The following is a 10,918-nucleotide window of genomic DNA, read 5'->3' on the forward strand; positions in this document are numbered from 1 at the left end:
ATGAAAGAGAGGCGAAAGGAAGTGAAAGAGGAACTTTCTCGTGGGCAATTCGCCATGGGAATGGGCACATCTGGTGCCATTCCAAACCGCAATACGAACTTGAATAGTCACGTAGAGCCTATATAGTCATAATAGTTATATTGGTTATATTCGGCATGACAGACCGCAGCACCACCCCCGATTCGCCGTCGACTGACACGTGGACGCTCGCCAATGCCAAGGCACGCCTGTCCGAGGTGGTCGATCGCGCCCAAACTGGCCCCCAGATCATCACCCGACACGGCAGGCCCAATGCGGTTGTCGTTTCCGCGGATGAATGGGCGCGAAAGACGGCGCGCAAAGGCACGCTGGCCGAATTCCTGCTGGCTTCGCCGCTGCGCGGTGCCGACCTCGAACTTGAACGGGTGCAGGATGAACCGCGCGACGAGATGCCGTGAACCTGCTCCTCGACACCAACGTGCTGTCGGAGGTTCAGCGGCCGGCGCCTTCCGCGAAAGTCCTGGCATGGCTCGATACGGTCGATGAGGATCGCGCGTTCATCAGCGTTGCCTCGATCGCCGAGCTTCGCTGCGGTATCGCCCTGCTGGATGATGGCCGTCGGCGCGCCGCGCTGGCCGCTTGGCTCGCCCACGACCTGCCGGCTCGGTTCGCGCAGCGCATCCTGCCGATCGACCACGTGGTCGCCGAGCGCTGGGGCGACCTGATGGCGCAGAGCCGTCGCAATGGCGTTGCGTTGTCCGTGATGGACGGCTTCTTTGCGGCCACCGCGCTCGCCAACAATCTCACGCTCGTCACACGCAATGTGAAGGATTTTGCGGCCTTCGGCGTTCCGCTGCTCAACCCATGGAGCAACGCGTAAGCCGCTATCTCAGCCGCACCACCGGCGCGGCTTCCGGTGCCGCATCCTGAGCATCGGCCGTCGCATCATCGATATCCGCCCCCTTCGGCATCGCCGCCATCACCTCGATGCCCTTGCTGTGGCAGATGGTGGCGAGGCGCTCGGGCAGCTCCTGGTCGGTCACGAAGGTCTGGATCTGGGTGATATGGGCGATGCGCACCGGCGCGCTGCGTCGCAGCTTGGTGGAGTCGGCAACCAGCATGACGCTGCGGGCATTGGCGATGATGGCTTGCGCCACCTGCACCTCGCGATAGTCGAAGTCGAGCAGCGCACCCTCCTCGTCGATCGCGGATGCCCCGATGATGGCGTAGTCGACCTTGAACTGGCCGATGAGCTGCGTCGCGGTCGAGCCGACCACGGCACCGTCGGCCCGCCGCACCGTGCCGCCGGCGACCACCACCTCGATGCGGGGATGGCGGTAGAGCAGCATCGCGACGTTGAGATTGTTGGTGATGACGAGGAGGTCCTCGTGCGAGGTCAGCGCGCTCGCCACCTCCTCGGTCGTGGTGCCGATGTTGATGAAGAGCGAGCAGCCGTTCGGGATCAGCGAGGCGGCCGCAGCCCCGATCGCCTTCTTTTCGTCGGCGGCGACGAACCGCCTCGCCTCGTAGGCGAGGTTTTCGACGCCGGAGGCGATGATGGCGCCGCCGTGGATACGGGTGAGCGAGCGGCGCTCGCAGAGATCGTTGAGATCCTTGCGGATCGTCTGCGCCGAGACCTCGAACCGGCGCGCGAGCTCCTCGACCATGACGCGCCCCGAGGCGCGCGCGATGTTGAGGATTTCGGCTTGGCGATGGGTCAATCCGGTCACGGCGATGGCCTCAAATCAGGAAAGCGCATGGTGCGGCGGTTCGCACGTTCGGTCAATGCGCTCAGCGATCACGGTTAACGGACAAAGCCTCTCACCATGCCATCGCGGCGGCGAGACGCGCGAGCAGTTCCGGATCGTCGAACGCGCTGGCGGAGGCAACCGCGCCGGCGCCAACAAGGTCGGCATGGCTGAGGCTCGTCCGGATGCCGATGGTCGGAATGCCGGCGGCCGTCGCCGACTGCACGCCGGAGCGGGAATCCTCGAACGCGATCGAAGCCGTCGCGCTGCCGCCGACGAAACGCAGCCCCTCCTGATAGGGCAGCGGGTGCGGCTTGCCGTGCGGCAGCTCGTCGCCGATCACAAGCGCCCTGAAGCGGTGCGTGATGCCGAGACCGGAGAGCAACAGCTCGGCATTCAGACGCGGCGCGTTGGTCACGGCGACCATGGGAATGCCGGCGGCATCCGCGCGGTCGAGCAGCGCCATCAGACCCGGAAGCGGCTCGATCTGTCCGGCGACGAGTGTGCGGAAGACGACCTCCTTCTCTCCGAGGATCACGGCGCGCCGTTCCACGGTTTCGTCGGGCAGAAAGCGTTCGCCGATCGACGCATTGGCGAAGCCTTGCAGCTCCCTCGAAAAGCGCGCGTGATCGAACACATGGCCGCGCGGCCCAAGCACCTGGTTGAACGCCTTGAGGTGCAGCGGGTCGGTGTTGGCCAGTGTGCCGTCGATGTCGAACAGCAGCGCCCTGCCCGTCACTTGCCCCTGCGCCTGCCCTTTGGCCTCGATCATTTCCGTACTTTCCCGAATGCACGATGCATCAATGCGAAACACGTATCAATGCAGCCCCGATCGCGCAATGACGCATCGACATGACCGCCAAGCGACACTCGACAAAGTCGCGCGCGGCTGCAACACTCCGCGCAAGATCAAAAAGGAGGAAACGATGACGATCAACCGACGCGATCTGGCTCTCTCGACTCTTGCCGTCTCAACCCTTGCGGTCTCTGCGCTTGCTCTCGCACCGGCGCTGGCCGCTTCGGCGGACGAGGAAGCCGTGGCGAAGAAGGTCGAGGCCTTCCGCCTTGCCCAGATCGCGGCCGATCCCAAGGCGCTCGGCGCGCTCTGCGCCGATGAGGTGAGCTACAGCCATTCCAACGGCAAGGTCGAGGACAAGGCGACCTTCGTCACCAACGCCACCGACGGCAAATCAAAATTCCTGTCGATCGAGTACAAGGACCCGACCATCAAGGTCGTCGGCCCCGCCGCGATCGTGCGCTTCCACTGGATGGGCGAACAGGAAATGGCGGCCGATGGGAAAAAAGTATCGACCAATCTTCACATCCTGATGAACTGGCAGAAGCAGGGCGACGATTGGAAGCTGCTGTCCCGGGCGGCAACGAAGTTGTGATGGCGACTCTTACCCTCTCCCCCTGTGGGAGAGGGTGGCTCGCCGCGCAGCGGCGAGACGGGTGAGGGGTATGCTTCGGCGAGTAACTCTCTCGCTTCCGAATGCGCCGATAGAACCCCTCATCCGGCGCTTCGCGCCACCTTCTCCCACAAGGGGAGAAGGAAAAGGCAGCGGCATCAAGGGCTGCAAAAAATTCCGACCACGCTTTGCGCGTCAGAAATCGCGCCGCCTGGCGCAATGCAGCGTATTGCGACGACGATTGCGACCTGGCGCTCGACACAATCAAGTGCGGCTGCAACAGTGGGCGCAAGATCAAGGACGGAGGATATGATGACACTCAATCACGACCATGCTGCCACGACGGACCACGAGGCGGTGGCAAAGAACGTCGAGGCATTTCGCCTCGCCCAGATCGCGGCCGATCCGAAGGCCCTCGGCGCGCTGTGCGCGGACGATCTGAGCTACAGCCATTCCAGCGGCTTCCTCGAGGATAAGGCGGCCTTTATCGCCAACGCCACCGACGGCAAGACCGAATTCCTGTCGATTACGTACAAGGATCCAACCATCAAGATCGTTGGTCCCGCCGCGATCGTGCGCTTCCATTGGCTGGCCGAGATGATGACCGGCGGACAGAAAGTGGCAAACAGCCTTCACATCCTGATGAACTGGCTGAAGCAAGGCGACGAGTGGAAGTTGTTGTCGCGCTCCGCGACGAAGTTGTGATCGACGCTCTTACCCCCTCCCCCTGTGGGAGAGGGTGGCATAGGCGGCCTTCGGCCGCCGTTCTTGAGAACGCCGATGCTTTGCATCGGCTATGGCGACAACGGCGAGACGGATGAGGGGTTGCCCCCGCGGGCGACCCTCTCACGATTGAATTCGCGGAAACAACCCCTCATCCGGCGCTTCGCGCCACCTTCTCCCACATCCGCCTTCGCCAAGGCTTCGGCGGACATGAAGGGAGAAGGAAAAGGCAGCGGCATCAAGGGCTGCAAAAAATTCCGACCACGCTTTGCGCGTCAGAAATCACCAGCGGAAGGCGCCTACGCCGCTTCCTTCACATCGCCATTAACCAGCTTGCGCGCGGCACGCTCGGCTTCGCGTGCGTTGCGGAAGAGCTGGCCTTCAAGGCGATTGAAGCGGTGGGACGAGGCGAAGAAACAATAGCCTCCCTGAGAACGAACGACGATACCTGCGGTTTGCGAGTCGACTTCGATAATGTAGCTGTCCGGCATGGTCCGTAGATTCCTCAGTGCGGGCAAATAACGGCAATCCTGCCCAAAGGTTCCTGAGCACTTGAGGCCGTTTCCACCCCGAATCGACACGCAATTGAGTACGCCGGGACCTCATCCGTTTTATGACTTGTTCTAGGCGAAGCCGCGACGCGGTGACTCAGTCGCGCCGCGTTTGGCGTGCCGCAAGTTTGCGTGAGATGGGGCAGAGCGTCGCGCGCGATTACGTCGCGATCGGCGGATCGTTGCGCTGGATCGCTTGCGGACGGCCGTCATCATCGATCGAGACGTAGGTGAAATGACCGTCGGTGACGAGGATCGGCTGGAGCTCCCTGCGCCGTAGCGCCCAGGCTTCGAGATGCACGGTCATCGAGGTGCGGCCCACGCGGACGAGATTGGCATAGACCGAAACGAGATCGCCGACATAGACCGCTTTGCGAAAATTCATCGCCTCGATCGCCACGGTGACCGTACGCGACCTCGCGAGCTTCGATGCGAACACGCCGCCGCCGACATCCATCTGGCTGAGCAGCCAACCGCCGAAGATGTCGCCGTTGGCGTTGGTGTCGGCGGGCATTGCCAGCGTGCGAATGCAGAGATCGCCGCGCGGCTCGGTGTCGGACTTCTCGGTCATGTCGGTCTCACCTAAAATTGTCCCAGCCCGGATCGGGCGCAAAGCGCCCGCCGAATCGCTCGGCCAGCGCGCGCAGGGTGGATACGACATTTTCCACGCCGCGCGTGCGCGCGTAGTTCAGCGGACCGCCGCGGAACGGTGCATATCCAGTGCCGAAGATCATGGCGCCGTCGACCGCATCGGCATCGTCGACGATACCTTCGCGGAGTGCCGCGACGCAGACATTGGACATCGGCAGCACCAGGCGGTCGATCATCTCGTCGGTGACGCGCGGGCCGGTCTCGGGCAACGGCGCCTTCTCCGCCTTGCCGTCCTTCCAGGTGTAGAATCCCTTGCCCGTCTTGCGGCCGAGCTCGCCCTTGGCGACCTTCTCGCGCAGCCACGCCGGCGTCGGCGGGAGCAGATCGCCGAACTTGGTCCGCAGCATGTCACCGACGTCGAGGCAGATGTCGAGCCCGACCTGGTCGGCGAGCTCGATCGGCCCCATCGGCATGCCGAACTGCTCGGCCGCCGCGTCGATCAGGCGCTGGTCGATCCTCTCATCCAGCATCACCATCGCCTCCAGCATGTAGGGCGTCAGCGCACGGTTGACGAGGAACCCGGGCGAGCTCTTCACGGAGAGCGGCAGACGGTCGATCGCGCCGACGAAGGCGAGCGCCTCCTTCAGCACCTGCGCGTCGTTGCCGTCATGGCTGACGACCTCGACCAGCTGCAGCCGCGACACCGGGTTGAAGAAGTGCAGGCCGACGAGACGATCGGGCCGCGCCAGCGTGGTGCGCAGATCCTGGAGCGGAATGCTCGACGTGTTGGTCGCAAGAATCGCGCCCGGCTTCATCTTCGGCTCGAGGCCCGCATAGACCTTCTGCTTCAGCTCGAGCTTTTCCGGCACCGCCTCGATGATCAGATCGGCGTTGCGAACGCCCTCGCCGTCCATGTCGGGGATCAGACGATCAAGCGCATCGCGCACCTCGGTCGGCCTGCGAATGATCTTGCCGTAAAGCTCGGCCGCGCGCTTCACCGCGCCGGCGACCGGCTCCGGCTTCATGTCCGCGAGCGAGACGCGCAGCCCCTGCCCCGCACACCACGCCGCGATATCACCACCCATGGCGCCGGCGCCGATGACATGGACGTGCTTGATCGTGTTGCCGCCGCCGGCCGTCTTCTTCATCTGCTCGCGCAGGAAGAACACGCGGATCAAATTCTGCGCGGTCGGCGTCACCATCAGCCTGGCGAACGAGGCCTGCTCGGCCTTCAGCATCGCGGCCTTGCTGCCGCCATGGGTCTCCCAGAGATCGATCAGCGCGTAAGGCGCCGGATAATGCTCGCGGGGCGCGGCCTTCGCCGCCTCCGAGCGCATGCGCCTGGCCAGCAGCCCGCGCACGGGACCGAAATTGGCCGCGTGAGTCAGAAGGCCCGGACGCGCCCGCTTCAAGCGGCCGAACAGCGCATCCTTCACCGCGTTGCGGACGTGCCGCTCCTGCGTCACGGTATCGACGAGGCCGAGCGATCTGGCGCGGCGCGCATCGATGGTGCGGCCGGTCAGCATCAGCGCCATCGACTGCGTCGGGTTCACCAGCGCGGTGAAGCGCGCGGTGCCGCCGAGGCCGGGATGCAGGCCGAGCATCACCTCCGGGAAGCCGAAGCGCGCGCCGTCGATCGCAATGCGCGACTGGCAGGCCAGCGCGACCTCCAGCCCGCCGCCGAGACAGAAGCCATGGATGACCGCGACCGTCGGCAACCTCAAAGCCTCCAGATGATCGACCACCGCATGCGCCGCGCGGATGCGTGTCTCGACCATCTCGGGATCGCTGGCGCCGCGGAATTCGTTGACGTCGGCGCCCGCAATGAAGCCGGACGGCTTTGCCGAGCGGATGACAAGGCCTGCGGGACGTTCGGTCTCGATCGCCGCGAGCACGGCATCGAACTCCTCCATCACGTCCGCGGACAGCGTGTTGGCGCTAGCATCTGCGCGGTCGAACAGCAGCCAGGCGACGCCGTCGGCATCGCGCGTCAGCTTGAAGTGCTTGTAGGGGCCGTCGGTCGCAGGCCTGGGCCCAAGCTCCAGCACGCGGTTGCCGAGCGCGGTCATGATCCTGGAATCCATGGTCACACCGCCTCGATCAGCATGGCGCCGCCGAGCCCGCCGCCGATACATTCGGTCGCAACGCCGCGGCGCGTGCCAAGCCGTTTCATCGCATTGACGAGATGCAGCACGATGCGGTTGCCGGAGGTGCCGACGGGATGGCCGAGCGAGATGGCGCCGCCATCGACGTTGAGCTTGTCACGGTCGATCTCGCCGGCCGCGCCGTCGAGGCCAAGGATCTCGCGACAGAATTTGTCGTCGTTCCAGGCGGCGAGACAGCCCAGCACCTGCGTCGCGAAGGCCTCGTTCAGCTCCCAGGTCTCGACGTCCTTGACGGTGAGGTCGTTGCGTTGAAGCAGCGGCGTCGCCGACATTACGGGTCCCAGTCCCATGATGCTGGGATCGAGCGCGGCCCAGTTGCTGTCGACGATAACGGCCTTCGGCGTCAATTTGTGCTTTGCGACCGCCGCGTCGGAGGCGAGGATCACCCAGGAGGCGCCGTCGGTGATCTGCGACGAATTGCCGGCGGTGACCTGGCCCCAGGGGCGTTCGAACACTGGCCGGAGCTTTGCGAGCGTCTCGGCCGTCGAGTCCGGCCGCACGCCGTCGTCATGGTCGAAGAATTTTCCGTCGCGGGAGAACGCGGTCTCGACCTCGCCCTTGAGAAAACCTTCCGCCTGCGCATGCGCGAGCCGGCGATGACTCTCGGCGGCATAGGCGTCGGACTGTGCCCGCGTGATGCCGAAGAGATGGCCGACGACCTCGGCGGTCTGGCCCATGTTCAAGTCGGTGATGGGATCGGTGAGGCCGCGCTCCAGGCCGATGATCGGCTTGAGATAGCGCGGCCGCAGCTTGAAGGCGGCAGCGAGCTTCGCGGCCATACCCTTGGCGGTGGCAAGGCCGGCGAACCAGCGCACACCGGAATTCGGCCAGACCAGCGGCGCGTGGCTCAGCGCCTCGGTGCCGCCGGTGAGGACCATGTCGGCATGGCCCTCGCGGATGTAGCGGTAAGCCGTGTCGATCGACTGCATGCCGGAGCCGCAATTGATCTGCACGGTGAAGGCGACCATGTCCTCGCCCATGCCGAGCCGGAGCGCCGCGACGCGAGCCGGGTTCATCTCGTCCGCGATCACGTTGACGCAGCCAAGGATGACCTGGTCGAAATCATCGGGCGAAAACGGCTGACGCGTCAGCAGCGGCCGGCCGCATTGGACGGCGAGATCGACCGGCGTGAACGGTCCCGGCCCCGAACGCGCTTTGAGAAACGGCGTCCGGCTGCCGTCGACGATGAAAACCGGTCGTGCCATCAGCTCGCCGCCCTCTGTTCACCGAGTTCCTGGAAGAACTGATGCACATCTCCGGTTTTCTTGTAAATCGGCGACAGCGCTTCGGGCGCAAAATCATCGACCTCGATCACTTTTGTGACGGCTTCTTGAGCGGCCGCAAGCTGCTCGCCTTCGGCCTGCGTGATCACGCCCTTGGCGACGCCATCCTTCCAGTCCCGGACATGCGCCGCACGCATGCGCTTGGCGATGGCATCGGCACCCGCAACCAGCTTGAACGCGCGCTCCAGCCGGGCAAAGCCGCCGTCGTCGTCGACATGGGCGAGATCCGGCGTGAGACGCTCGCGCGCGGCCGACGGCTCCAGCACGAGACTGGCGCATTGGTGCACGACACGGTCGGACGGGCCGAGCACCCGCGCGCCGAAGGGCTGGACCACGAGCTTGAGGATTAAAGCGACAAAACGGTTGGGCAGATTGGCGAGGATTTCGGCAAGCCGGTTCTCGATGGTTTTGAAGCCGGTCGCCATGCACCATTCCAGCGCAGCGAAGTCTTCCTTCTGCCGGCCCTCGTCCTGCCAGCGTTTCAGCGCGGCCGAGAGCAGATAGAGCTCGGAGAGGATGTCGCCAAAGCGCGCCGACAGCATCTCCTTGCGCTTGAGCGCGCCGCCGAGCGTGAGCAGCGCCATGTCGGCGCAGAGCGCAAAGGCCGCGGAGTAGCGCGCGAGCTGGCGGTAGAATGGCGTGGCATCGCCCGCATCCGGCGCAAGCGCAAAGGCGCCGAAGCTCCAGCTCCGGCCGAACGCACGCAACAGCGTCTGGAAACTATGGCCGGCATGTTTCCAGAACGCCTTGTCGAAGGCGGTGAGCCCGCGCTCGCGGTCGGTGTCCGCAAGCGCGTTCATCTCGTCGAGCAGATAGGGATGCGCGCGGATCGCGCCCTGCCCGAACACGATAAGGTTGCGGGTCAGGATGTTGGCGCCCTCGACCGTGATACCAACAGGCACGGCGCGGTGCAGATTGCCGAGATAGTTTTGCGGACCGTCGATCACGGCCTTGCCGCCATGGATGTCCATGGCGTCGTCGACCGCGGTGCGCATCCGCTCGGTCGCGTGCAGCTTCATGATGCCGGAGATGACGGCGGGATGGATGCCGGCATTCAGCGCCGCGCAGGTCAGCCGGCGCGCCGCGTCGAGCTGGTAGGCGGTCGCGACGATGCGCGCGAGCGGCTCCTCGACGCCCTCGAATTTGGAGATGGAGATGCCGAACTGCTCGCGGATGCGGGCATAGGCGCCGGTGGTGCGGGCGGCATAAGCAGCGCCGGCTGCCGACAGCGACGGCAGCGAGATGCCGCGGCCGGCGGCAAGCGCCGTCATCAGCATCTTCCAGCCCTGCCCGAGTCTCTCCTTGCCGCCGATGACATAGTCGAGCGGGATGAAGACGTCGCGGCCCCAGTTCGGGCCATTCTGGAACACCTGCATCGACGGCAGATGACGATGGCCGATCTTGACGCCGGGCAGATTGGTCGGGATCAGCGCGACGGTGATGCCAAGCTCTTCCTGACTGCCCACGAGATGATCAGGATCGTAGGCCTTGAAGGCGAGCCCGAGCAGCGTCGCGACCGGGCCGAGCGTGATGTAGCGCTTGTGCCAGTTGAGCCTTAGGCCAATGACCTCGCGGCCCTCGAAATCGCCCTTGCAGATGATGCCGGTGTCGACCATCGAGGCGGCGTCGGAGCCGGCTTCGGGGCTGGTCAGGCCGAAGCACGGAATGTCGCGGCCGTCGGCGAGGCGCGGCAACCAGCGCTCCTGCTGCTCTTTCGTGCCGAAGCGCATCAGAAGCTCGCCGGGCCCGAGCGAGTTCGGCACCATCACGGTGACGGCGGCGGCGATCGAACGGGTCGAGATCTTGCGCACCACTTCTGAATGGGCATAGGGCGAGAAGCCGAGACCACCGAATTCCTTCGGAATGATCATGCCGAAGAATTTCTCACGCTTGACGAAGTGCCAGACGTCTGGCGGCAGGTCACGCCATTCCCAGAAGATCTTCCACTCGTCGAGCATGGCGCAGAGCGCGTCGACCGGGCCGTTGAGAAAGGCCTGCTCCTCGGGGGTCAGCGTCGCCTGAGGCACCTTCAGCAGCTTCGACCAATCGGGGTTGCCGGTGAAGAGATCGGCATCCCACCAGACGTCACCGGCCTCCAGCGCCTCGCGCTCGGTGTCGGACATCGCCGGCAGCACGCCGCGCGCCCAGGAGAAGATCGGCTTTGTGATGGTGTCGCGGCGGAAGCTCATGGCTGACCTCATGCATCGGCGCGGTTATCGGCATTTTAGCGGAAAGTGGCCGGGGTAAGTGAACACTTCGCGAGCAAAAAGACGCGAATTGACGCGGCCGAGCGGCCGCCCCGGGGGCCATAACGGCCGGGGCGTGGGGGCAGTTCCGGGGAGGGGAATCGGGCTGAATGCCCCGTCGGGGGGGTGGGGGGGGTGTGAGCCAGAGCTCACCATCTTCGGTGGCTTTGGGTGCCAATCGCGACGCGTCCCCACCGCTCTCGTCGCAATTGCTGAAAAATGG

11 protein-coding genes are annotated in these 10,918 nt (G+C 64.9%); 4 read left to right on the top strand and 7 right to left on the bottom strand.

The genetic code is table 11. The features are described 5' to 3' along the window. Positions 1-155 precede the first annotated feature (155 nt). On the top strand, positions 156-437 hold the full coding sequence (locus AC0L3X_RS37815) for a type II toxin-antitoxin system Phd/YefM family antitoxin (RefSeq protein WP_208085076.1): 282 nt from the start codon (positions 156-158) through the stop codon (positions 435-437). Then, complete coding sequence (locus AC0L3X_RS37820; protein WP_208085075.1) at positions 434-859, top strand: type II toxin-antitoxin system VapC family toxin; 426 nt, start codon at positions 434-436, stop codon at positions 857-859. The genes AC0L3X_RS37815 and AC0L3X_RS37820 overlap by 4 nt, the downstream gene beginning before the upstream one ends. A gap of 4 nt (positions 860-863) precedes the next feature. Here AC0L3X_RS37820 and AC0L3X_RS37825 read toward each other — a convergent pair whose 3' ends face one another. Next, complete coding sequence (locus AC0L3X_RS37825; protein ID WP_014497447.1) at positions 864-1,709, bottom strand: DeoR/GlpR family DNA-binding transcription regulator; 846 nt, start codon at positions 1,707-1,709, stop codon at positions 864-866. A gap of 91 nt (positions 1,710-1,800) precedes the next feature. Next, entirely contained in the window at positions 1,801-2,499 is a 699-nt protein-coding gene (locus AC0L3X_RS37830) for an HAD family hydrolase (protein WP_039146404.1), read from the bottom strand. A gap of 154 nt (positions 2,500-2,653) precedes the next feature. Here AC0L3X_RS37830 and AC0L3X_RS37835 point away from each other — a divergent pair, with 154 nt between their 5' ends. Continuing rightward, on the top strand, positions 2,654-3,118 hold the full coding sequence (locus tag AC0L3X_RS37835; protein ID WP_354131833.1) for a nuclear transport factor 2 family protein: 465 nt from the start codon (positions 2,654-2,656) through the stop codon (positions 3,116-3,118). A 327-nt stretch (positions 3,119-3,445) separates the two neighbouring features. Further along, a complete protein-coding gene (locus AC0L3X_RS37840) occupies positions 3,446-3,841 on the top strand; it encodes a nuclear transport factor 2 family protein (RefSeq protein WP_354131834.1) in 396 nt (131 codons plus the stop codon). 317 nt (positions 3,842-4,158) lie between these two features. On the opposite strand, the gene AC0L3X_RS37845 is transcribed toward AC0L3X_RS37840, so the two are convergent. The 5 genes from AC0L3X_RS37845 to AC0L3X_RS37865 form a co-directional block, all read right to left on the bottom strand. After that, positions 4,159-4,350, bottom strand: coding sequence for a hypothetical protein (locus AC0L3X_RS37845; protein WP_028134810.1), 192 nt, complete (start codon positions 4,348-4,350; stop codon positions 4,159-4,161). Between the two features lie 220 nt (positions 4,351-4,570). Continuing rightward, positions 4,571-4,981, bottom strand: coding sequence for an acyl-CoA thioesterase (locus AC0L3X_RS37850; protein WP_063985193.1), 411 nt, complete (start codon positions 4,979-4,981; stop codon positions 4,571-4,573). 7 nt (positions 4,982-4,988) lie between these two features. Beyond that, a complete protein-coding gene (locus AC0L3X_RS37855; protein WP_354131835.1) occupies positions 4,989-7,085 on the bottom strand; it encodes a 3-hydroxyacyl-CoA dehydrogenase NAD-binding domain-containing protein in 2,097 nt (698 codons plus the stop codon). 2 nt (positions 7,086-7,087) lie between these two features. Then, entirely contained in the window at positions 7,088-8,371 is a 1,284-nt protein-coding gene (locus tag AC0L3X_RS37860; RefSeq protein WP_354131836.1) for an acetyl-CoA C-acetyltransferase, read from the bottom strand. Then, positions 8,371-10,638 carry an acyl-CoA dehydrogenase gene (locus AC0L3X_RS37865; protein ID WP_354131837.1) on the bottom strand — a complete coding sequence of 756 codons (2,268 nt, stop codon included), beginning with the start codon at positions 10,636-10,638 and terminating at the stop codon, positions 8,371-8,373. Before AC0L3X_RS37865 ends, AC0L3X_RS37860 begins: the two co-directional genes overlap by 1 nt. Positions 10,639-10,918 lie beyond the last annotated feature (280 nt).

It is taken from the genome of Bradyrhizobium sp. MI1.7, assembly GCF_055811795.1.

What these genes read in the sequence shown, in the direction of transcription:
- AC0L3X_RS37850 (WP_063985193.1), bottom strand. Translation starts at nt 4,981, where the DNA reads ATGACCGAGAAGTCCGACACCGAGCCGCGCGGCGATCTCTGCATTCGC.
- AC0L3X_RS37865 (WP_354131837.1), bottom strand. Translation starts at nt 10,638, where the DNA reads ATGAGCTTCCGCCGCGACACCATCACAAAGCCGATCTTCTCCTGGGCG.
- AC0L3X_RS37840 (WP_354131834.1), top strand. Translation starts at nt 3,446, where the DNA reads ATGATGACACTCAATCACGACCATGCTGCCACGACGGACCACGAGGCG.
- AC0L3X_RS37835 (WP_354131833.1), top strand. Translation starts at nt 2,654, where the DNA reads ATGACGATCAACCGACGCGATCTGGCTCTCTCGACTCTTGCCGTCTCA.
- AC0L3X_RS37830 (WP_039146404.1), bottom strand. Translation starts at nt 2,499, where the DNA reads ATGATCGAGGCCAAAGGGCAGGCGCAGGGGCAAGTGACGGGCAGGGCG.
- AC0L3X_RS37860 (WP_354131836.1), bottom strand. Translation starts at nt 8,371, where the DNA reads ATGGCACGACCGGTTTTCATCGTCGACGGCAGCCGGACGCCGTTTCTC.
- AC0L3X_RS37855 (WP_354131835.1), bottom strand. Translation starts at nt 7,085, where the DNA reads ATGGATTCCAGGATCATGACCGCGCTCGGCAACCGCGTGCTGGAGCTT.
- AC0L3X_RS37815 (WP_208085076.1), top strand. Translation starts at nt 156, where the DNA reads ATGACAGACCGCAGCACCACCCCCGATTCGCCGTCGACTGACACGTGG.
- AC0L3X_RS37845 (WP_028134810.1), bottom strand. Translation starts at nt 4,350, where the DNA reads ATGCCGGACAGCTACATTATCGAAGTCGACTCGCAAACCGCAGGTATC.